This window comes from Kitasatospora sp. NPDC059160 (genome assembly GCF_042755465.1).
Lineage (GTDB): Bacteria > Actinomycetota > Actinomycetes > Streptomycetales > Streptomycetaceae > Kitasatospora.
The window spans coordinates 1-21,103 of sequence record NZ_JBHZCN010000048.1; the positions used below are offsets into that span (position 1 = coordinate 1).

A 21,103-nucleotide genomic window follows, 5' to 3' on the forward strand; every position below is an offset into this window, starting at 1 on the left:
CCCGCCCCGCGCCCGGCCGCGCCGGGGCGCGGGGCCGCGCGCGGGGGCGGGGGGGGGGGGGACTCGCCCGCCGCCGCGCTCCCCGCCCCCCCCGACGGGGGGCCGGCCAGCGGGCCGGACGGGGGACCGGAGGGCGGGCCGTAGGGCGGCTCGCTCGGCGGGCCGGACGGGGGCGGTTGGGAACTCATCGAGGCTCCGTTTCGCAGGTGGCCGACAGGAACGGTCGGCACGGGAAGCTCCTGCCACTGGGTTCCATTTCTCCCCCGGTGCCCCGTTCGCCGCAACAGCAGGTGGCCCCGCCGTCGCCGAGCGTGCCCCGCGGCGGTCGGTCACCCTGGGAACGGACCAGGCCCGTTCGAGCAGAGGGAGGCGGCATGCAGCAGCCCACCACCGGGGCCGCCGGCCCGCCCGGAGCCGTCCGCGGCTGGCTGGACGCGCTCGCCGTGGTGCTGGCCGGACTCGTCGCGATGGCGGCGGTGGCCGCGCTGGGCCTCTGGCTGGCCGGGGCGAGCGACCTCCCGGAGGGCGGCTTCCCGCCGGTGCTCGCCGCGACGCTGGCGCTGGCCGTCGGCGGCTCGGTCCAACTCGACGGCGGCGCGGGCAGTTTCGCGGCGGTGGACGCCGGGGTCAGCGCGATGCCGCTGAGCGTCTCGCTGGTCGGCGCGGTGGTGATCGCCGAGGTGTTCCTGCGTCAACTGCGCTTCCGCGCGGTCGCGGGAGGCGGTGAACTGCTGGGCCGGATCGCCCGGACGGTGGTGCTCTGGCTGATCGCCCTGGTGGTGATCACCGTCACCGCCAAGCACACCTTCGTGATCCAGCTCGGCGGCAGCCTGGTGGAGACCATCGGCGGCGCGCTCGGGCTCACCCCGGAGGTCGGCTTCCACGCGGACGGCGCCACCACCATCGGCGTCGGGCTGGCCTGGCTGCTGCTGGTGTTCGCCGCGGTCTTCGCGGTCTCCCGCCGGGCGCCGCTGCCGCGCGGCCTGTTGCGCTACCAACTCGCCGTCCGCCCGGCCGCGTTCGCGCTCTGGACGGTCCTGCTCGGGTACGTCGCGATCGGCGCGGTGGCCGGGGTCGTCACCGCGCTCGTGCACGGCAACGCCCGCTCGACCATGGCGGTGCTGCTGCTGGCCCTGCCCGACCTGGTCTGGCTGGCCTTCGGCCTCGGCCTCGGGGCCGTCTGGCACGGCCGGCTGGTCGGCGCGCTCGGCCTGCCCGTGCCCCAACCGCTCAGCGCGGTGCTGCGCGCCCCCGGTGGGGGGTCGGCGACCATCGACCTCGGCACCCTGGCCGAGCACGACGCGCGCAGCTGGTGGCTGCTGCCGGTGGCCGCCGTGCTGCTGACCGCCGCCGCCTTCCTCGCCGCCCGCCGCTCACCGCGCCGCGTCCGGCTCTGGCAGCACTCCGTCCGCTTCGCGCTGGCCACCGCCGTCACCGTGCTGCTGGTGGGCCTGTGGACCCGGATGGACGCCGACTACGGGCTGTCCGTGCTGGGTGTCGGCCTCGGCCAGGGCGGACTGGGGGACCTGCTCGGCGCGGTGCTCGGCGGGGACAACCCGGTGTCGGCGCTGGGCAGCGGCAGCCTGACGCTGCGCCCGGAGCTGTGGACGGAGGTGCCGCTGGCGGCCGGTTGGGGACTGCTGACCGGACTGCTCGGGGCGCTGTTGGCGGCCCGGGTGCGGCACCCCGGGGAGGTCACCGGGGAGCTCGCCGGGGAGGGCGCGGAGAGTACCGGAGCGGGCACCGGCGGCTGAACCCGGAGCGGGCACCCGTACCCGCCCCGGGCTCAGAGCAGTTCGGCGAGCAGGACGGCCGCCGCCGGGACGGCCTGGGCGAGCGCGCCGCGCCACAGCTTCGGCTCCGAGACGAACAGGGTGGTCCCGCCGGCCACCAGGAAGGCCGCGATGTAGAGGATCACCGGCCGCCCCGCCCCGGAGTGCCCGGTGTGCAGCAGGACCAGCCCGGCGACCAGCCCGAGGGCCAGGAACAGGTTGTAGAAACCGACGTTGAACCGCCACAGCCGGACCTCCGGGGCGTCCGCCGTGCTGCCGGTGAGCAGGTAGCGCACCCTCGGGTGCCCGTACAGGTAGCTCTCCAGCGGCCACACCACGAGGTGGATCGCGGCGGCGAGCATGGCGAAGACCTGGCTCACGGCGTTCATGGTCGACGGCTCTCCAGAGCTTCCTGGGACGGGCCCTGACGGTCCCGGTACGGCGGGTGGACGACCGGGCCGGCCCAGGCGGGCGGGTCCGGCACCGGGGTGGGGCCGGAGGCGCGGGCGACCGCGGGGACGACCCGGGTGGGCGGGCCGTCCGCCGTCCAGGGCGCGGGCCCGGTGGACGCGCGCAGCTCGGCGACGAACTGCAGGCAGCTGTCGTACCGCTCCCCGGGCGTCTTGGCGAGCGAGCGGGCCACCACGGCGTCGACCGCCTCGGGGAGGTCGGGGCGGTGCCGGCGCAGTTCGGGCGGCGGGTCGTTGAGGTGGGCCCAGAGCAGTGCGAGGTCGCTCTCCCGGCGGAACGGCGGGGTGCCCGCGAGCATCTCGAAGACCACGCAGCCGAGCGCGTACTGGTCGCAGCGCCCGTCCAGCGGCCGGCCGGAGATCTGCTCGGGCGCGGCGTAGTCGAGGGTGCCGACGATCTGGCCGACGCTGGTCAGCCCGCTGAGCGAGAGGGACTTCTTGGTGAGGCCGAAGTCCGCCAGGTAGAGGTGCTCGGGGTGCTCGCTGTCGGTGCCGGCGGCGACCAGGACGTTGCCGGGCTTGACGTCCCGGTGCACCAGGTCGTGGTCGTGCGCGGCGTCCAGGGCGGAGGCGATCTGCAGGGCCAGCCGGGTGGCGCGCTCGATCGGGAGCGGGGCGTCCCGGTTGATCAGCGCGCGCAGGTCGCCGCCCTCGACGTAGCGCATCGCCAGGTAGAGGATGCCGTCGTGCTCCCCGGCCTCGAACACCGGGACGATGTGCGGGTGGTCGATGCCGGCGGCGGCCTCGGACTCGTGCATGAAGCGCTGCCGGAACACCTCGTTGCGGGCCAGCTCGGGGGCCAGCAGCTTGACCGCGACGGTCCGGCCGAGCCGCAGGTCCTTGGCCCGGTAGACCACGGCCATCCCGCCGCGCCCGATCTCCTGCTCCAGCCGGTAGCCCGCCACCCTCCGCCCGACCAGGCCGGCGGGCAGCCCGACGGTCGAGGGCGAGGACGGGTCGGAGGCCGGGGGTGGCTCGGCCGGGGTCACGGCTCACCCGTCCGGGTGGGCGCGTACGGGCCCTGCGTCTGCGGGTCGGGCACCGGTGCCGCTCCCGGCGCGCCCGCGGACCCGACGGCTGCCTGCCGGTCGGTGGCCGGTGGCCGGTCGATGGCCGCGTACGTCTGCAACTGGAGCCCGTCGCAGTAGCACCAGCGGTCGTGCACCGGGTCGAACACCCAGAGCGCCTCGCCGTCCGCGACCAGGCCGATCCGCAGGCCGCGGGTCCGCTCCCGGAAGGACTCCAGGTCCAGGGCGCCCGTGGCGAGGTCCTCCAGCAGGGCGCTGTGCCGGGCGAGTGCGGCCCCGGCCTCGGCGAGGGCGGGCCGGGGGTCGGCGGTGCGGGCGGGCGGTCCGTCCGCGGCGGGGGGCGGCTGGGGGAGCACGACCAGCAGCCGGGCGTCCACCCAGGCGGTCCAGCCGTTGGAGCAGAGCACCTGGGCCCAGTCGCCCTGCCGGGCGATCAGCCGGACCGGGAGCAGCGGGTCGATCCGGGCGGAGGGCCGTGCCGGGTCCGGCGCCGTCCAGGTCGCCAGGCCGTCCGGCGGGGCGACGTGGGTGGGGCGGAACGCGAACTCGTCCATGGGCGGGTACATTCCCTCCGCCGCGCCGACCGGTGCCGGGGGGCAGGGGTCGCGAGCGGCATTCGCACCGCAGTTCGTCTCCCACTCTACCGGCGGGGCCGGGGGCGGCTACTTGCGCATGACGCTCGGCTCGTGCCGCCGCAGCAGGGCGAGCACCGCCAGCCCGTACGCCGCCGCGAGGGCGGCCAGCGCGCCCATGGAGACCAGCCAGCCGGTGCGCTCGGGGCGGAACATCGGGTCCGCGGTGATCGGGCTCGGTACGGTGAGCCGGTTCAGGTCGACGGTGCGGGCCATCGCCGACAGGCCCCACCGGGACGGCACCAGCCAGGCGAACTGCTCCAGGCCGGGCACGCCGTGCAGCCGGAGCATCAGGCCGCTGAACACGACCTGGACGATCGCGAGGAGCACCAGTAGCGGCATGGTGGTCTCCTCCTTGGCGACCAGCGCGGACACCACCAGGCCGAGCATCATCGAGGTGAACGCCAGCAGCGCGACCGCGATGATCAGCTCCGGCAGCTGGGGCATCAGCACACCGGTGGTCACCGGCGGCGGGGCGTTCGGGCGGGGCTGCGCGGTGAGCGCGACCCCGGCCAGGCCGGCCACCGTCAGCACCGCGGCCTGCGCCACGGTGACCGCGCCGAGCACCACCACCTTCGACACCAGGTACGCCGACCGGGACAGGCCGACCACCCGCTCCCGCCGGTAGATCGCGCGCTCCTTGACCACCTCGCGCACCGCGTTGGCCGAGCCGGTGAGCACCCCGCCGAGACAGAGCGTGAGCAGGCAGTTGATGGCGTTCTCGTCGGTGAGGCGGCTGCCGGCCATCGCCCGGCACATCAGGCCGATGACGAACGGCAGCACGATCATCACGGTCAGGAACAGCCGGTCGGCGGCGAGCACCGCGGCGTAGCGGCGCACCAGCGTGCCCAGCTGGGAGAACCAGCCCTGCGGCTTCTCCCGGCCGACGGGCCGCGCGGCCGCCCCAGCCGCCCTGGCCGCCCCGGCCGACTCCGGCGGGCGGGCCGGGGGCACCGGGTGCGCCGCCTCGGCCGCCACGTACCGCTGGTACTGCGGCGAGGCGCGGAAGCGCTGCCGGCAGAGCCCCTCGGCGTCGTTCTCGAAGGCCTCGAAGGCCTCCGGCCACTCCGCCTCGCCGAAGTACGCCAGCGCCTCGGTCGGCGGCCCGTAGTAGGCGGTCCGCCCGCCGGGGGCGAGCACCAGCAGGCGGTCGCACACGTTGAGGCTCAGCACGCTGTGCGTCACCACGACCACCGTGCGGCCGTCGTCGGCCAGCCCGCGCAGCAACTGCATCACCGAGCGCTCCATGCCCGGGTCCAGGCCGGAGGTCGGCTCGTCCAGGAAGAGCAGCGAGGGCTTGGTGAGCAGCTCCAGCGCGATGCTGACCCGCTTGCGCTGGCCGCCGGAGAGGCTGGCGATCACCTGCTGCTCCCGCGCCTCCAGGCCCAGTTCGCCGATCACCTCGGAGACCCTGCCCTCCCGCTCCTCCTTCGCGGTGTCCCCGGGGAAGCGCAGTTCGGCGGCGTACGACAGGGCGCGGCGGACGGTCAGCTGGGTGTGCAGGATGTCGTCCTGGGGGACGAGGCCGATCCGGCGGCGCAGCTCCGCGTAGTCGCGGTAGAGGTCGCGCCCGTCGTACAGCACGGTGCCCTCGTCGGCGGGGCGCAGCCCGGTGAGGGCGTTGAGCAGGGTGGACTTGCCGGCGCCGCTCGGGCCGGCCACCGCGAGCAGGGCCTTCTCGGCGAGCGGGAAGCCGACGTCGTCCAGCAGCACCCGGTGGTCCGGGCCGACCCGGACGACCAGGTGCTGGACGTCCAGCGAGACCTCGCCGGTGTCGGTGTACTCGACCAGCCGGCCGTCGGCCAGGCAGAGCGAGGAGTGGCCGATGCCCACCAGGTCGGCCGGGCCGACCGGGGCGCGGCGGACCGGGCGGCCGTTGAGGTAGGTGCCGTTGTGGCTGTCCAGGTCGACGATCTCGTGCCCGCCGTCGGGCAGTTCGCGCAGCTCGGCGTGGTGCCGGGAGACCACCAGGTCGTCCAGGACCAGGTCGTTGTCGGGGGCGCGGCCGATCCGCAGGGCGCGGCCGGGCAGTTCCAGCACGGCGCTCGGGCTGCGGAAGGTGCCGGAGCTGCGCGGGGCGAGCAGCACCGTGCGCTCGCCGGGGGCGGGGCCGGGCAGGCCGGCGAAGGTCGCGGACGGGCCGGTGGCCGGGTCGCCGAAGCGCAGCCGGGTGCCCGGGCCGACGTCCTCGTGGTCGATCCGGTGGCCCTGGTCGTAGGTGCCGTTGGTGCTGCCGACGTCCTCCAGCAGCCAGTGGCCGTCGGTGGCGCGCAGCACCGCGTGGTGCCAGGAGACCCGGGGGTCGTCCAGCACGATCTCGCTGGTCGGGTCCCGGCCCAGGTGGTAGGCCCGGGTGGGGTCGATCAGCCGGGATTCGCGGTCGGTGACCAGGACGAGGGGCGGCGCGGTGGGTGCGCCGGGGCGCTGTCCCATGCTCGGCATTCTATCGTCGGCGGGCCCGAACGGCCTTTCCGGATCCTGACATTGGACTGGACCACTGCCTCGGCGCAGCACTATCGTTCGGCGTGCCCGCAGGCCGGACCACCGGCCGGACCACCGGATGGGAACCCATGACGATCTGGCCGCATCCGCGCAGCTCCCGGACCGTCCGCGCCGGCCGGGCCGACGGCCGGGTGCTGCGCCTGGGCCTGATGGACACCATGCTCGCCGACCTCGCCGTCTCCGTCGTGCTCTGCTTCGACCGGCCGCTGGACGAGGACCGGCTCGCCGCAGGCCTCGCCCTCGCCCTGGAGCGGGTGCCGGTGTTCGCCGGACGGCTGCGCACCGAGGACGGCGCGCTCCGGGCGGTCTGCGACGACTCCGGGGTGCCGCTCGCGGTCTACACCGTGGACGGCACCCTCGCCGAGGCGATGGGCCGGGTGGTGGCGGCCGGCTCCGAACTGGTCGACCCGGTGGACGCCGTCGCCGCGCGCACCGGCGGTGCCCCGCTGTTCACCGTGCGGATCACCCGGACCGCCGACGGCGGGACGGTGCTCGGCTGCTCCTGGCACCACGCGATCGGGGACCTGCACAGCTTCGTGCTGCTGCTGCGGATCTGGTCCGCGGCGGTCGAGGGCGAGCCGCTGCCGGAGGCCGAACTCGTCGACGACCAGGACGCGTTGCTGGCCGCCGTACTGCCGGCCGAGGACTGCGGACGCCCCGGCTTCCGGCTGCCGGAACCGGCGGAGGCGGAGCAGCTGGCCCGCGAGGTCGCGGCCGGACCGCGCGCCAACCGGACCGTCCAGATCGCCTTCACCGAGGCCGAGGTCGACCGGATGCGCGAGGAGTTCGGGGCGGCCGCCGGGCGCCGGCTCTCCGCCGGGGACGCGCTCTGCGCCCATGTGCTCGCCACCCTGCGGGAGTTGGACGGTGACCAGGCCGAGCGGATGCTCACCGTGCCGGTCAACGCCCGCCGCTGGCTGGGCCTTTCGCCCGCCCTGGTGGGCAACCTGCTGAGCGAGGTGCACGTGCCGCACCGGCCGAAGGACGGCCCGGCGGTGCTGGCGGCCGCGCTGCGGACGGCGGTCGAGGAGTTCCCGACCGCCCACCTCAACCTGCGCTCCAACCTGGACTTCCTGGCGGGGCTGGGCCGTTCACGGATGGGGGAGTGCGTGCCGCTGGGCTTCGACCCGCAGCAGCGCCGGTTCAGCTTCTCCAACTGGAGCCGCTTCGGCACCTATCGGGTGAGCTTCCAGGGCCGCTCCCCGGTGTTCGTCAGTCCGGCCGCGAACTACCCGCTCCCCTGGGTGAGTTGGACCATCGAGGGGTACCGCGGCGAGGGGTGGCTCAGCACCGTGGTGCTGCCCGCCCGGCTCGCCGCCCGGGTCCGCGGGGCGGACGGCCGGGCGGCGCTGCACCGGTTCCGGCTGGCGGGCGACGAGCCGCCCGCCTCGGCGGCGGTGCTGCCGAAGGTGCTGTGAGCCCCTCCGGTGCGGCCCGGAAGGCCTGCTCGATCGCCCGGCAGCGCCAGGAGGTCCGCCACCGGGCGGGGGTCGGCACCCGCCCGGCGCATGCCCTCGACCCGCCGTCACGGTGGTGGCCGGGGGAGCCGTGACGGCGGGTCGGGGGTGTCGTGGCCGTGGGGCCGCGGGTGTCGGGGGCGGCGGTCAGCGGGCCTTCACGACGGACCGCAGTGCGTGCCGCAGCTGCTCGCGGCCGGGCTGGACGGCCCGGTCGAGGGCGGGGGCGAAGGGCAGCACCGCGCCGTCCGGGCGGGTGATCCGGCGCGGCGGGGCGATCAGCCGCATCTCCTCGGCGGCGGTGGCGAGCACCTCGGCGCCGAAGCCGCAGCTGCGGTTGGAGTCGTCCACGACGACCAGCCGGCCGGTGCGCTCCAGCGACTCGGCGAGCGCCGGCCAGTCGAAGGGGTGGACGGTGCGCGGGTCGAGCACCTCGACCGAGAGCTCCGGTGCCAGCTCCTCGGCGACGGCCAGGGCGTCGTGCACCAGGTGCCCGAGGGCGACCAGGGTGACGTCCGTGCCGGGGCGGTGGATCCGGGCCCGGCCGAGCGGCACCGGGGCGAGTTCCCAGGTCACCGTCTCGCGCACCGCCAGGGCGGCCGCCGGGGCGAACACCACCACCGGGTCCGGGTCGCGGATCGCCGAGCGCAGCAGCCCGTAGGCGTCGGTCGGGGTGGCGGGCACCACGGTCTTCACCCCGGCGTGCGCGAACAGGCTGTACGGGTGGTCGGAGTGCTGCCCGGCCCAGCCGTCCCGGGAGCCCGAGCCGGGCACCAGGCAGGTCAGCGGGACGGCCGCCTGGCCGCCGGTCATCAGCGAGAACTTGTGGGCCTGGTTGACGAGTTGCTCGAAGACCAGGAAGAGCAGCGAGGGGATCTGGAACTCCAGCACCGGCCGCCGCCCGGCCAGGGCGGCGCCCATCGCCATCGCGGTGAAGGCCTGTTCGGAGAGCGGGGTGTCCACGATCCGCTCCGGGCCGAAGCGGTCCAGCAGGCCCAGGGTGGGGCCGGCCAGGCCGGCGCCGATGTCCTCGCCGAACACGCAGACCGCCGGGTCCTCGGCGAGTTCGTCGGCCAGGGCCCGGTTGAGCGCCTTGGTGTACGAGAGCCTGGTCACGCCGACACCCCCGCCCGGGGCCGAAGGCCGTCGGCGTACAGGTGGTCCAGCGCGCCGGCCGGGTCCGGGTGGGCCGAGGCCAGGGCGAACTCCTCGGCGGCGGCGAGTTGTTCGGCCACCGAGCGGTCCAGTTCGGCGACCGCGGCCCGGTCCAGCGGGGCGGCGGCCCGGGCCAGCGGGTCGCGCTCGCGCCAGGCCGCGACCTCCTCGGGGGTGCGGTAGCGCAGTTTCATCCGGCGTTCCATGGTGTGGTGGCCTTCGTAGCGGTAGGTGCGGCACTCCAGGAAGCCGGGGCCGCCGCCCGCGCGGGCCCGCTCGACCGCGCGCAGGGCGGCGGCCCGGACGGCCTCGGTGTCCATGCCGTCCACCTGCTCGGCGGGGATGCCGAAGGCGGCGGCCCGGCCGGTGGCGGTGCCCGCGACGGCGGTCGCGGCGGGCAGGGTGGTGGCGTAGCCGTTGTTCTCGCAGACGAAGAGCACCGGCAGCCGCCACATCGCCGCGAGGTTGAGCGACTCCAGCAGCACGCCCTGGTTGAGCGCGCCGTCGCCGAAGAAGGACACCGCGACCGGGCTGCCCTCGGTCCCGCTCTCGGCGTGCGTGGCGTGCGTGGCGTGCGTGGCGTGCGTGCTGTGCTTGGCGGCCCAGGCGGCGCCCACCGCGATCGGCGCCCCGGCGCCGACGATGCCGTTGGCGCCGAGGATGCCCAGCGAGAGGTCGGCGGCGTGCATCGAGCCGCCCCGGCCGCCGTTCAACCCGTCGACCCGGCCCGCGAGTTCGGCGAGCAGCCGGTCCGGGGCGGCGCCCCGGGCGAGCACGTGGCCGTGGCCGCGGTGGGTGCTGGTCAGCCGGTCGGCCGGGCCGAGCGCCGAGCAGACGCCGACCGCGACGGCCTCCTGCCCGATGTACGGGTGGATGCCGCCGGGGATCGCGCCGGACTTCACCAGGCCGAGCGCCAGCTCCTCGAAGCCGCGGATCAGCCGCAGCATCCGGTAGCGCTCGGCCGGGGCGGCCAGCGGGGCGATCGCGGCCGCGGGCGGTGCCGTCACAGCGTTCCCCGCCAGACCGTCGGGCAGAACGCCGGGTCGGCGTAGTCCGGTCGGCCGTCGGCGGTGCGGCGCACCAGCACGTCGTGGTTGTACACCACCGGGCCGCCGTCCGGCCCTTCGTGCCGCCGGTACTCGTTGGCGCCGTCCTGGAGGTGCAGCGAGACGGCCCGGCGGGGGAAGGAGGCCAGGTTGGGGCCGCTGCCGTGGTAGGTGCGGCAGTGGTGGAAGGACATGTGGCCGCGCGGGATCAGCATCGGGACCTTCCGCACCCGCTGCCCGTTGAACGCGGCGTTGGCGTCCAGGATGGCGTCCAGCTCGGAGTTGTCGCGGTCGGCGAAGTGCCGGGTGGAGTCCTCGCCGGAGGGCATCTCCCGCCAGCGGTGGCTGCCGTCGACCATGGTGATGGTGCCGTTCTCCTCCCGGCAGTCGTGGAACGGGATGAAGGCGGTGAGCATGGACTGGGAGGTCGAGGTCTGCCAGTAGTGCTTGTCGAAGTGCCAGGGCACGTGGTTGCTGGGCTCCCCGGGCACCGGGGGCTTGTAGATCAGGGTGGCCTGGAAGATCCGGATCTCCTCGGCCCCGGCGAGCAGTGCGGCGACCGCGCCGACCAGCGGCTTGCGCAGGATCGCGCCGATCGCGTCGCTCTCGTGGTGGACGTAGTCGTTGTGCCGCTGGACCGGCCCGTGCGAGGGCTCCCAGGCGGCCAACCGGGGCGGGCGGACGGGCAGTTCACGGTCCCGGTGGCCCGCGTAGTACAGCTCGGTGGCGGCCTGGAGGGTGTCCAGCTCCTCGTCGGTGAACAGCCGGCGGGAGAGGTACCAGCCGTGCTCGCGGTAGTGCGCCACCTCCTCGGGGGTGGGCAGCAGGGCGTGCTCGGCGTCGGTGAGGCGGAACTCGGTGGCGGTGGTCATCGGTGGTGCTTCCCTTCTGGGGGCGGTCAGCGGGCGGCGGCGGAGGTCTGTCGCTCGACCGCCTCGTAGAGCGCCTTGATGTTCGCGGTGCCGAACGTGCCCGCGCCCTGGCGCTCGATCAGTTCCAGGAAGGAGGTGCGCCGCGGGTGGGTCGAGCGGGCGAAGATCTGGAACAGCTGGCCGCCGTGGTCCTGGTCCACCAGGACGTGCAGGTCGCGCAGGGTCTCCACCGGGATGGCCGTCCCGCCGAGCCGCTCGGTGAGCGCGTCGAAGTAGGCGCCCGGGGTGGTCAGGAACTCCACGCCGCGGGAGCGGGCGGTGCGCACGGCGGTGGCGATGTCGTGGGTGCTGAACGCCAGGTGCTGCACCCCGGCGCCGCCGTGGGCGGACAGGAACTCGTCGATCTGGCCCGGGCGGCGGGCGGTGTCGGGCTCGATCAGGGTGAAGGTGACCAGGCCGGAGGAGCTCTGCACCACGGTGGAGTCCATGGCCTGCTCGCCGACCTCGATGTACTCCTCGAAGATCGCGTGGAAGCCGAGCGCGGCCTCGCAGAACCGTACGGCGTCGGCGAGTTCGCCGCCGGGCAGGCAGATCGCGACGTGGTCGAGGGCCTCCAGCAGCCCGGGGCCGGTGCTCCCGGTCGCCCCGTCGGCCCGGTCCGCCCCGGCCGCGTGCATCGAGGTGAACCGCAGGGCGGTGTCGCCGAATCCGGCGATCAGGCAGGCCTCCCGGTCCAGCACCCGGGCGCCGTGCCGTTCGGCCCGCTCCAGGGCGGCCCGCGGGTCGGTGCAGCCGAGGGCGAGCGCGGCGACGCCGTCGCCGTGCCGGGCGACGTAGGCGGACACCGGGTGGCCGGGGTCGGCGGCGGCGGTCAGGCGCAGCCGGATCGAGCCCTGGGCGAGGTCGATGGTGCGGGTGCCGTCCGCCGAGGTGGTCGGGGGTGCGGCGGTGAAGTCGTAGTCGGCGTGCAGTTCGGCGGCGGTCTTGTCGGCGTCCGCGCAGTGGAACTCGACGCGGGCGATGGTCTGGATGGACAACGGGATCTCCCCCCCGGAGGGATGGTGGTTCGAGGAGCGGCGCGCTGCCGGGCGGCGCTGCCCGGCGAGGACCCGCGGGAGCTAGCGCGTGGCGTCGACGGGGCGGACGGAGGCCGGGCCGAGGATCAGGCTGAGGTTGTGGCCGCCGAAGGCGAAGGCGTTGCTCAGCGCGGCGCGCACCGGGGTGGACCGGGCGGCGCCCCGGACGTGGTCCAGGTCGCAGGCCGGGTCCGGGTCGACCAGGTTGAGCGTCGGCGGCAGCGTCCCCCTCGCCACCGCCAGGGCCGTCACGGCCGCCTCCAACGCGCCTGCGGCGCCCAGGAGATGGCCGGTGGAGCCCTTGGTGGAGCTGACCGCCGGCCGGTGCGCGCCGAAGACGGCGTGCAGGGCGGCGGTCTCCGCCACGTCACCGAGCTTGGTGCCGGTGCCGTGGGCGTTCACGTAGTCGATGTCCTCCGGGGCCAGGCCCGCGTTGGCGAGCGCGGCGCGCATCGCGTCGGCGGCGCCGGCGCCGTCCGGGCGGGGCATGGTCGGGTGGTGGGCGTCGGTGGAGGCGCCCCAGCCGAGCACGTCCGCGTAGCCGGTGGCGCCGCGCGCGGCGGCGTGGCTCGCGCTCTCCAGGACGAGGACGGCGCTGCCCTCGCCCAGCACGAAGCCGTTGCGGCGGCTGTCGAAGGGCCGGCTGGACTGTTCCGGATCCTCCCAGCCCTGCGCCAGGGCACGGGCGTTGGTGAAGGCGGCGGCGATGGTCGGGTGCAGCGAGGACTCGGTGCCGCCGCACACCACCACGTCGGCGTCGCCCGCGCGGATCAGCCGCAGCCCCTCCGCGATCGCCTGGGCGCCGGCCGCGCAGGCCGTCACCACGGCCGAACTGTAGCCCCGGATGCCGTACTTGATGGCGATCCGGGCGGCGGCCATGTTGGAGAGCATGCCGGGCAGCAGGTACGGGCTGACGCCGGGGCGGCCGCGCTCCAGCCGGCGGTGCGACTGCTGCTCGAAGGTCTCCAGGCCGCCGCCCCCGGTGGCCAGCACCACGGCGGTGCGGTGCGGGTCGGCGTCACGGCCGACCACCAGGGCGGCGTCGGCGAGCGCGTCGTCGGCCGCGGCCAGGGCGAGCAGCACGAAGCGGTCCACGCAGCGGGTCTCGGTGGGCGGCAGCACCTCGCGGCCGTCCACGGCGGGGGCGATCCCGGCGGCGGGCAGCCAGCCGTGCGCGGGGTGGTCCTCGGGGACGGCCCGCAGGCCGGAGCGGCCGGCGGCCAGCGCCTCGAACACCTCGGCGGGCCCCCGGCCGAGCGGGGAGACCAGGCCGATGCCGGTGATGACGGCGGCTTCGCGGTCGGTCATCGGGCGCTCACCGCCGCCAGGTGGCGCTCACGCAGCAGGACCTTGCGGACCTTGCCGGTCGGGCCGAGCGGGATGTCGTCCCCGGTGACCACCAGGACCTGGCGGACGGTCGCGGCGGTGGCCTCGTCCAGGGCGGCGACGACGGCCTCGGCGCGGTCGGCCTCGGCGGCGGCGCCCCGGTCGGCGTCCTCGCCGAGGAGCAGCAGCACGTCGGTGACCACCTGCTCGCCGTCCCGGACGGCGACCACCGTGCAGTCCAGCACCTCCGGGCGGGCGGCCAGCACCCGCTCCTCCGACATCGCGGTGAACAGCCGCTTGCCGTCGGCGAGTTCGAGCGAGTCCACGGCCCGGTCGACGTGGTAGTAGTAGCCCTCCTCGTCCCGGTACATCAGGTCCCCGGTGAGGAAGCGGCCGCGCAGCCGGGTGCGGAAGGTGGTGGCCGAGTCGTTCCAGTAGCCGAGGGCCAGGGTCGGTGAGGCGGTGGCGAGTTCGCCGACCTCGCCGGGGCCGAGCGGTTCGCCGTCCGGGCCGACCACCTCGCAGTCGACGAAGGCGTGCGGGCGGCCGACGCAGCGGCCGTAGCGGTCGGTGCCGGGGCCGTGGGTGATGAAGAAGTGCGAGTGGCCCATCTCGGTGGAGCCGAGGCCGTCCACGAACAGCGAGCCGGGCTGCCGGGTGCGGCCCTGCCGGGTGACGGTCTCCCGGCTGCCGGTGGCGATCAGTCGGCGGATGTGCACCTCGTGGGCGCAGTCTCCGGTGTTCCACCAGAGTGCGACGGAGGCCAGGTCCCGTGCGGCCAGGTCGTGGTGGGCGAGGTCGGCCCAGGTGGCGGCGAAGCCGATCACCCCGGTGGGGTGCCACTGCTCGATCGCGTCCAGCACGCCGGCGCCGGACTGGCCGGACAGGCAGGCCAGTTCGGTGTGCGAGCTGAGCGCGAGGTTGAGCGCGATCAGGGTCGCGGCGTGCGGGGCGGGCAGGGCGCTGAGCATCCGGTCCTGGCCCTGCGGGCGGGGCAGCCGCAGCCGGTGGCGGATCGCCGCGTACAGGCCGGCGTGGGAGTGCACGACGGCCTTCGGCATGCCGGTGGTGCCGGAGGAGTGGGTGATCGCCACCGGGTCACCGGACCAGTGCCGGTAGGGCTCCGGGGCGGCGTCCGGGTCGCCCGCGCCGAGGGTGGAGATCTCCGGCAGCAGCGGTGCGCCCGGGTCGTACTCGGCCAGGGCGGCCAGGTGGGCCGGGTCGGCGAGCACCCCGACGGCGCCGAGCCGGGCGATGTAGCGGGCGGCGCGCTCGGCGTCCAGGTTGGGGTTGAGCAGCGCGGGGACGGCGCCGAGCCGGGCCAGGGCGAGGAAGGCGAGCACGTGCTCGGCGGCGTCGCTCGCGTGCACCACGACCGGGTCGCGCCGGGTGATGCCGAGGCCGTGCAGGGCGGCGGCGCGGGCCCGGACGGCGCGGTCGAGCTCGCGCAGGGTGAGCGGCTGCCAGGCGGGGTGGCCGTCCACCGGGGTGTCGAAGGTGAGCAGCGGCTCGTCGAGCCCCTGGCCGAGGGCGATCCGGGCGGTCAGCACGTTGCCGGCGCCCACGTCGGGGTCGTCCGCGAGCTGGGTGCGGAGACTGCGGATGGTCACGGGGGTGGATCCCTCCCTCGGGGCCGGGGCGGCCCGGGCGGCTGATCGGGTGTCGGGGTGCGGCCGGCGCGGACGGCGGCCGGGCGGGGGTGGGGCGTCGGCCGTGGCGGGGCGTCGGCGGTGCGAGGGCGGGCCGGGCGGGTCGCTGGTGTGCCGGGTACGGCTGCGTCAGGCGGCGGGCCTCATCGATGGCTACGGGCGCCGCCGGCCCGCGGGTTCAGTCGGCGGGCCCGGCGAGCAGCACGGCCAAGGCGTGGTCACCGTCGGGGCCCTGCTCGGCGGCGATCACCAGGACGTGGTCGGCGTCCCCGTCGGCCAGCAGCAGCGCGGCCAGCTCGTAGGCGTCCGCGGGGACGGTGCCGGGTACGGCCTCGACCGGGCTGATCGCCACGACGGGGCCGGTCAGGCCCCAGCGGGCGGCGATGTGCCCGAGGACGGCGTTGGGGTTGGACTGGAAGAACAGCAGCGGGGCCGGGCGGTGTCCGGGCTCCGCGCTCCGGTCGATGGCGCGCGCGGTGGCGAGGTCGCCGCCGGCGCTGGCGAGCAGCAGGGCGGTGCGCCCGGGGGCGGGCGGCGGGCCGTGGTGGGCCCGCAGGCAGTGGTCGGCGGTGTCGGCGATCAGCGGGGCCAGGCCGGCGGGGGTGAAGCCGGGCAGCGGTGGCGGGGGCCCGGGGAGGTCCGGGCCGGGGCGGCGGGCCTCGGCGAGGACGCGCGGGGCGGCGGCAGGGGTGGTCATGGTGTGTGGGTGTCCGGGTCAGGCGGCGGCCAGCAGCAGGGCGGTGTTGGCCCCGCCGAAGGCCGAGTTGAGGGTGAGCGCGTAGTCGGGGCGGGTGGTGTGCGGGCCGTCCAGCACGAGGTCCAGCCGGACGTCGGGGTCGGGGCCCAGCCAGCCGGCGTTGACCGGGGTCATTCCGCTCTCCAACGCTCCGACGGTGACGGCGAGTTCGAGCAGGGCGGAGGCCTCCAGCGCGTGGCCGTGCACCGATTTGCTGGAGCTGACCGGCAGTCGGTCGGTGTGCGGGCCGAACACCGTGTGCAGGGCGGTGGCCTCGGCCCGGTCGGCGAGCTCGGAGCCGGTGCCGTTGGCGTTGACGTAGCCGACCTGGTCCGGGGTGATGCCCGCGCGGCCCAGTGCGGCCTCGATCGCCCGGGCGACCCCGGTGCCGTCCGGCTCCGGTCGGCAGACGTGGTGGGCGTCCCCGGTCCGGCCCCAGCCGGCCAGCCGGGCGAGTGCGGGAGCCGAGCGCCGTTCGGCGGCCGGGGCGGACTCGACCAGGACGGCGACGGCCGCGTCGCCGAGCAGGGTGCCGGTGCGGCCGGCGCTGAACGGGCGCAGTTCGCCGTCCCGGGCCAGGGCGCGTCCGGCGTCGAAGACGGCGAACACCCCGGGCTCGACCAGGTGGCCGGCCGCGACCAGGACCCGTTCGTGCCGACCGGCGGCGACCAGGGCGGCGGCGTCGGCGACCGCGGTGGCGGCCGCCACGCAGGCGCCGGTGTACACCCGGGTGACGCCCGGCGCGCCCCAGTGCGCCCGGACCCCGGCGGCCACCGCGTCGGCGGTGGCGCGGGTGCGCCCGTCGCTGTGCAGGGCGAGCAGGACGGGCATCGCGGCGCCCTCGGCGGCGGTCAGCCCGGCCTGCCGGCCGGCCTGTCCGATCGCCTCCAGCACGGCCCTGGCCAGCGGGAAGGTGCTGGCCAGCGGTACCGTCCCGGGCAGCAGAGCGGCCCGGGTGGTGCGCCGGCCGGTCACGTCGAAGCGGGTCACCTCGGTGAACGCGGCCTTGCCGTGGGCGGCGGCCTCGGTCAGCGCGGTGAGCCCGCGTCCGGCGGCGCTGAGCACCCCGACGCCGGTGACGACCGGGCGGGCGGCGACCGCCACGGGCCCGGGCGCGGCGGGCCGGGGCGGCGGGCCGGGTGTGCCGGTGCCGGTGTCAGTGTCGGTGCCGGTCACGGCCGCGCTCCGGCGCGGGCGGCCAGCACCGTCGAGCGCAGCAGCTCGGTGGCGTCGTCGACCGTCCGCACGGCGCCGAAGTGCTCGTCGTCCAGGTCCAGCTGGATTCCGTAGCGCTGCTCGAACTCGGCGATCAGCCAGGTCAGTTCGAGCGAGCCGAGTTCCTCGGGCACGGTGTCGGCGGCGCGCTGCCCGAACGCCGCCAGCATCGTCAGGACCTCGGCCCGGTCGGGGAGCGCCCCGGGGGCGGAGTCCGCGGGGCGGGCGGAGTCGGTCACGCCGCGCTGCCGGTGGCGGCGGGGAGGGCGTCGATCCGCTTGACCACGTCGGCGGTGAACTCGTCCAGGGTCATCATCGCGGTGGTCTCCATCTCGTCCAGGTCGAACTTGATCCCGAACTCGTCCTCGACCTGCACCGAGAGTTCGGCCAGGGCGAGCGATTCGAGGTCCAGTCCGGCCGGGCCGAGGTCGGTGTCCCCGGTGACCTCGGAGACGTCGTACTGCATCTCGGTGAGGGCGGCCAGAACGAACGCGCGGATGCGGTCCTGCATGAGTGGGCTCCTTGTCGGGGTTGTCCGGAGGGTGTCCGGCGGGTGGTGCGTCCGGTCAGCGCACGGCGGCCGCGGCGGTGTCGCGCAGGGCGGCCGGGTCGCGCAGCAGCTTTCCGGTGGCGGTGCGGGGGAGGGCGGGCAGCAGGACGAGGCGGCGCGGCCGCTTGTAGGCGGCGAGCCGGCGGGCCAGCCCGTCCTGGACGAGGGCGGGTTCGGCCCCGGCCTCGACGGACAGGTACGCCTCGATCGCCCCGTCGTCGAAGACGACGACCGCCTCGCGGACCTCGGGCAGCGCGGCGAGGGTCTGCTCGACCTCGGTGAGGTCGACCTTCAACCCGCCGATCGAGACCTGGGAGTCGAGCCGGCCGTGCACGGTGACCAGGCCGGTCGCCTCGTCCAGGGCGGCGGCGTCGCGGGTGTGCAGCCAGCCGTCCGACCAGCGGCCCGGGTCGTCCAGCCCCGGGTACGGGGAGGTGGCGGCGCCGAGCTGCAGCTCGCCGGCGACGAGCCGCATCCGCATGCCGTGAACGGGGCGCTTGGCGGGGTGCAGCGTTCCGTCGAGGTCGGTGGCGATGACCCCGGTCTCGGTCATGCCGTACATGGTGCCGAGCGGTACGCCGTACCGTTCGGTGAACAGCGCGGGCAGGCCGGGGCGGACCAGTTCGCCCGCGACGACCATCCGGCGCAGCTGCGGCAGCGCCGGGGGAGTGACCGTCCCCGCCAGCAGCTCGGCGTGGAAGGGCACTCCGACGACGGTGGTCGGCCGCTGGTCGGCGGCGACCGCGGCGAGGATGCCGGCCGCCGTCATCCGCTCCGGGACGGTGAGCACGGCCCGGGCGTGCAGGGCGTTGAGCAGCCCGCCGACCAGCCCGAGCACGTGCACCACCGAGGACAGCAGGACGACCCGCTCGCCCTCGCCGGGGAACTCCACCAGCTTGCGGTAGCAGTCGAGTTCGCGCAGCAGGTCGGTGGCGGTGCGGGCGATGACCTTGGCCGGGCCGGTGGACCCGGAGCTGAGCTGGATCAGGGCGTGCCCGGTGCGGGCCGGGAGCCCGTCCGGCAGCGGGACGGCGACCGGCTCGACCTCGGAGAAGCCGCGCAGCGCCGCGGCGGGCCGGTGGGCGGAGCCTACCAGCACCTGCGGAGCCAGCCGGGCCACCGCCGCGTCCACTTCGTGGTCGGTCAACCGGTGGTCGAGCAGTGCGACTTGGGCGCCGAGCCGCCAGCAGGCCAGCAGTACGGCGACGAAGGCCACCGAGGGCGGCAGCCGCAGCGCGGCGGTGCCGCCCGGGCCGAGCCCGGCGGCGGTCAGTCGGTCGCACTGGTCCTCGACCAGGGCGCGCAGGGCGTCCCGGTCGAGGAGTGCGCCGAAGTGCAGGCACTCCTCGCCGCCCGGCCCGGCCAGCAGCGACCGTTCGACCCAGTCCTGCGGGGCGTCGGCGTGCGGCGGGGCGGAAAGCGGAAGGGAAAAGCGGGAAAAGCCGGTCAACGCGGCTCCACAACAGGTGAGGGGATTTGACATGGACGCAATGGGCGTCGTTCTCAACCAATACGGTCAATTCCGTTGCCAGACCTTGGCACAGACGTTTGGTCAAATCAAGGTCTATACCAATGTGCTCGTTGCTCCTACGCTGCCGAACCGGGACCGGCCCGCGCGTGGCCGTCCGGGAAACGAGGATGCCCGTGGGAGCACTCACGCTGGCCGGGATCGAGCACGCCGCACGCGACCGACTCCCCCCGGAAATCTGGGACTTCATCGAAGGCGGCAGCGGTGCGGAACGCACTCTGACGGCGAACCGGGAGGTGTTCGGGCACTATGCACTGCGCCCGCGCACCCTGGTCGACGTCTCGGCCTGCGACCCCGCGCTGACCCTGCTCGGCGCCCCGCTGCGGATCCCGCTGGGCATCGCCCCGATGGCCTACCACCGGCTGGTCGACCCGGAGGGCGAGACCGCCACCGCGCGCGCCGCCGGGGCGGCCGGCGCCCTGCTGGTCGCCGGGATGTTCGCCAGCCGCACCCTGGAGGAGATCGCCGGGGCCGCCACCGGCCCGCTCTGGCTCCAGCTCTACTGGCTGCGCCGCCGCGACGCCCTGGCCGCCCTGGTCGAACGCGCCGAGGCGGCCGGCTTCCGGGCCCTGGTGCTGACCGTGGACGCGCCCAGGATCGGCCGTCGGCTGCGCGACCTGCGCAACGGCTTCGCCGTCCCGCCCACCGTCCGCGCGGTCAACCTGGACGAGACCCTGATGTCCGCCAGTCACCGCGCCACCGACGGCGGTTCCGGCATCGCCGAGCACGCCCGCGAGCAGTTCGACCCCACCCTGAGCTGGTCCGACCTGGCCTGGCTGCGCGAGCGCACCCGGCTGCCGCTGGTCCTCAAGGGCGTGCTGACCGCCGAGGACGCCCGGCTGGCCGTCGAGCACGGCGTGGACGCCCTCCTGGTGTCCAACCACGGCGGCCGCCAGCTCGACGGCGCGCTGCCCGCCCTGGCCGCCCTCCCCGAGGTGGTCGACGCGGTGCCCGCCGAGCTCCCGGTACTCCTGGACGGCGGCGTGCGCACCGGCACCGACATCGCCGTCGCCCTCGCCCTCGGCGCCCGGGCCGTGCTGATCGGCCGCCCCGCCCTGTGGGGCCTCGCCGTCGACGGCGAGGCCGGGGTGCACCGGGTACTCCGCCTGCTGCACGAGGAACTCGACCACACCCTGGCCCTTTTGGGCCGCCCCCGGCTCGCCGACCTGGGCCGCGACGCCCTCGCGCGCTGGCCCCGCCCGGTCGGCTGAACCGCGCCGTACCCGCAGCCCGTTCCTCCAGAAGGAGAACCGATGACCGAACCGACGAGCAGGACCGACGACCGCTTCCCCGGCTGGGACTGGGACGACCCGGACGGGCTGGAGACCCGCCTGGACGCCTTCAGCGCCCAGGTCGCCACCTGCAAGACCCTCGAAGCCCGCCCCGGCGCCCTGCCGCACGACCACCACGACTTCCGCGAACTCGGTCTCACCGGCATCGAGTTCGCCGCCTTCCGGACCGCCCACCCGGAAGGCCTCGGCACCGACCTGGCCACCCTGCGCGGCGCCGCGGCCGACGGCGGGCCCGGCCCCGCCACCGAGCCCGGCACCCTCTACCGGGTCGACGGCGACCGCTGGTTCACCCAGCTGGACGTCTCCCGCCCGCTGCCCTTCGCCGACGCCAGCGTCGACTGGGTCTACGCCGAGCACCTGATCGAGCACGTCACCCTGCCGGTCGCGGTCGGCTGGCTGCGCGAGGCCCGCCGGATCCTGCGCCCCGGCGGCGTCCTGCGCCTCACCACCCCCGACCTCGCCCGCTACCTGGTCGGCTACGCCACCGGCGACGGCTTCCTCGGCAAGCACCGCCGCCGGCTCGGCACCCTGGGCTTCGGCCCGCCGATGCCCGCCCGGCCGGCCTTCCTGGTCAACCAGATCTTCCGGTACTACGGCCACCAGTGGATCTACGACCTGGACGAACTGCGGCACGTGCTGACCCTGGCCGGGTTCACCCCCGACCAGATCCGGCACTGCGCCTACCGCCAGGGCCTCCGTTCGGACGTCGCCGACCTCGACACGGCCTTCCGCACCGACGAGACCGTCTACGTCGAGGCCGACCGCTGAACCGGGGCCGAACCCCTGGCCGACCACAG

At 75.8% G+C, this 21,103-nt stretch carries 19 protein-coding genes; 4 read left to right on the plus strand and 15 right to left on the minus strand.

The window, feature by feature from the left end; genetic code table 11:
• Positions 1-374: 374 nt before the first annotated feature.
• Positions 375-1,754 carry a streptophobe family protein gene (locus ACFXOZ_RS21260; RefSeq protein WP_380592035.1) on the plus strand — a complete coding sequence of 460 codons (1,380 nt, stop codon included), beginning with the start codon at positions 375-377 and terminating at the stop codon, positions 1,752-1,754.
• Between the two features lie 32 nt (positions 1,755-1,786).
• On the opposite strand, the gene ACFXOZ_RS21265 is transcribed toward ACFXOZ_RS21260, so the two are convergent.
• The 4 genes from ACFXOZ_RS21265 to ACFXOZ_RS21280 form a co-directional block, all read right to left on the minus strand.
• Positions 1,787-2,161 carry a DUF1304 family protein gene (locus ACFXOZ_RS21265; protein WP_380526417.1) on the minus strand — a complete coding sequence of 125 codons (375 nt, stop codon included), beginning with the start codon at positions 2,159-2,161 and terminating at the stop codon, positions 1,787-1,789.
• The gene (locus ACFXOZ_RS21270) at positions 2,158-3,231 is read right to left on the minus strand and encodes a serine/threonine-protein kinase (protein WP_380592037.1); all 1,074 of its coding nucleotides are present in this window, start codon (positions 3,229-3,231) and stop codon (positions 2,158-2,160) included. Before ACFXOZ_RS21270 ends, ACFXOZ_RS21265 begins: the two co-directional genes overlap by 4 nt.
• On the minus strand, positions 3,228-3,824 hold the full coding sequence (locus ACFXOZ_RS21275) for a hypothetical protein (RefSeq protein WP_380592039.1): 597 nt from the start codon (positions 3,822-3,824) through the stop codon (positions 3,228-3,230). Before ACFXOZ_RS21275 ends, ACFXOZ_RS21270 begins: the two co-directional genes overlap by 4 nt.
• A gap of 108 nt (positions 3,825-3,932) precedes the next feature.
• Positions 3,933-6,335 carry an FHA domain-containing protein gene (locus ACFXOZ_RS21280; protein WP_380592041.1) on the minus strand — a complete coding sequence of 801 codons (2,403 nt, stop codon included), beginning with the start codon at positions 6,333-6,335 and terminating at the stop codon, positions 3,933-3,935.
• A gap of 137 nt (positions 6,336-6,472) precedes the next feature.
• Here ACFXOZ_RS21280 and ACFXOZ_RS21285 point away from each other — a divergent pair, with 137 nt between their 5' ends.
• On the plus strand, positions 6,473-7,822 hold the full coding sequence (locus ACFXOZ_RS21285) for an acyltransferase (protein ID WP_380526425.1): 1,350 nt from the start codon (positions 6,473-6,475) through the stop codon (positions 7,820-7,822).
• A gap of 186 nt (positions 7,823-8,008) precedes the next feature.
• Here the strand turns inward: ACFXOZ_RS21285 and ACFXOZ_RS21290 are convergent, their stop codons facing one another.
• The 11 genes from ACFXOZ_RS21290 to ACFXOZ_RS21340 all read right to left on the minus strand — a co-directional run bounded on the left by ACFXOZ_RS21290 (position 8,009) and on the right by ACFXOZ_RS21340 (position 18,936).
• Entirely contained in the window at positions 8,009-8,977 is a 969-nt protein-coding gene (locus ACFXOZ_RS21290; RefSeq protein WP_375886904.1) for an alpha-ketoacid dehydrogenase subunit beta, read from the minus strand.
• Positions 8,974-9,963 carry a thiamine pyrophosphate-dependent dehydrogenase E1 component subunit alpha gene (locus tag ACFXOZ_RS21295; RefSeq protein ID WP_375887049.1) on the minus strand — a complete coding sequence of 330 codons (990 nt, stop codon included), beginning with the start codon at positions 9,961-9,963 and terminating at the stop codon, positions 8,974-8,976. The genes ACFXOZ_RS21290 and ACFXOZ_RS21295 overlap by 4 nt, the downstream gene beginning before the upstream one ends.
• A 56-nt stretch (positions 9,964-10,019) precedes the next feature.
• Positions 10,020-10,934 carry a phytanoyl-CoA dioxygenase family protein gene (locus tag ACFXOZ_RS21300; RefSeq protein ID WP_375886906.1) on the minus strand — a complete coding sequence of 305 codons (915 nt, stop codon included), beginning with the start codon at positions 10,932-10,934 and terminating at the stop codon, positions 10,020-10,022.
• A gap of 26 nt (positions 10,935-10,960) precedes the next feature.
• Positions 10,961-11,971, minus strand: a complete 1,011-nt coding sequence (gene hppD, locus ACFXOZ_RS21305; RefSeq protein ID WP_380526430.1) for a 4-hydroxyphenylpyruvate dioxygenase — start codon at positions 11,969-11,971, stop codon at positions 10,961-10,963.
• Positions 11,972-12,052: 81 nt separating this feature from the next.
• Complete coding sequence (locus ACFXOZ_RS21310; RefSeq protein ID WP_380592042.1) at positions 12,053-13,318, minus strand: beta-ketoacyl-[acyl-carrier-protein] synthase family protein; 1,266 nt, start codon at positions 13,316-13,318, stop codon at positions 12,053-12,055.
• The gene (locus tag ACFXOZ_RS21315) at positions 13,315-14,946 is read right to left on the minus strand and encodes a class I adenylate-forming enzyme family protein (protein ID WP_380592044.1); all 1,632 of its coding nucleotides are present in this window, start codon (positions 14,944-14,946) and stop codon (positions 13,315-13,317) included. The genes ACFXOZ_RS21310 and ACFXOZ_RS21315 overlap by 4 nt, the downstream gene beginning before the upstream one ends.
• Before the next feature lie 217 nt (positions 14,947-15,163).
• On the minus strand, positions 15,164-15,682 hold the full coding sequence (locus ACFXOZ_RS21320) for a hypothetical protein (RefSeq protein ID WP_380592046.1): 519 nt from the start codon (positions 15,680-15,682) through the stop codon (positions 15,164-15,166).
• A gap of 18 nt (positions 15,683-15,700) precedes the next feature.
• Positions 15,701-16,897 (minus strand): beta-ketoacyl synthase N-terminal-like domain-containing protein, encoded by a 1,197-nt coding sequence (locus ACFXOZ_RS21325; RefSeq protein ID WP_380526438.1) that lies wholly within the window; start codon positions 16,895-16,897, stop codon positions 15,701-15,703.
• Complete coding sequence (locus ACFXOZ_RS21330; protein ID WP_380526440.1) at positions 16,894-17,175, minus strand: acyl carrier protein; 282 nt, start codon at positions 17,173-17,175, stop codon at positions 16,894-16,896. The genes ACFXOZ_RS21325 and ACFXOZ_RS21330 overlap by 4 nt, the downstream gene beginning before the upstream one ends.
• A complete protein-coding gene (locus ACFXOZ_RS21335) occupies positions 17,172-17,447 on the minus strand; it encodes an acyl carrier protein (RefSeq protein WP_360243150.1) in 276 nt (91 codons plus the stop codon). The genes ACFXOZ_RS21330 and ACFXOZ_RS21335 overlap by 4 nt, the downstream gene beginning before the upstream one ends.
• 55 nt (positions 17,448-17,502) lie before the next feature.
• Positions 17,503-18,936, minus strand: coding sequence for a class I adenylate-forming enzyme family protein (locus ACFXOZ_RS21340; RefSeq protein WP_380592048.1), 1,434 nt, complete (start codon positions 18,934-18,936; stop codon positions 17,503-17,505).
• Between the two features lie 188 nt (positions 18,937-19,124).
• On the opposite strand from ACFXOZ_RS21340, the gene ACFXOZ_RS21345 reads away from it, so the two are divergent.
• Together ACFXOZ_RS21345 and ACFXOZ_RS21350 are read left to right on the plus strand one after the other, a co-directional pair.
• On the plus strand, positions 19,125-20,225 hold the full coding sequence (locus ACFXOZ_RS21345; protein ID WP_380526445.1) for an alpha-hydroxy acid oxidase: 1,101 nt from the start codon (positions 19,125-19,127) through the stop codon (positions 20,223-20,225).
• 42 nt (positions 20,226-20,267) lie between these two features.
• The gene (locus ACFXOZ_RS21350) at positions 20,268-21,074 is read left to right on the plus strand and encodes a class I SAM-dependent methyltransferase (protein ID WP_380526447.1); all 807 of its coding nucleotides are present in this window, start codon (positions 20,268-20,270) and stop codon (positions 21,072-21,074) included.
• Positions 21,075-21,103: the final 29 nt, after the last annotated feature.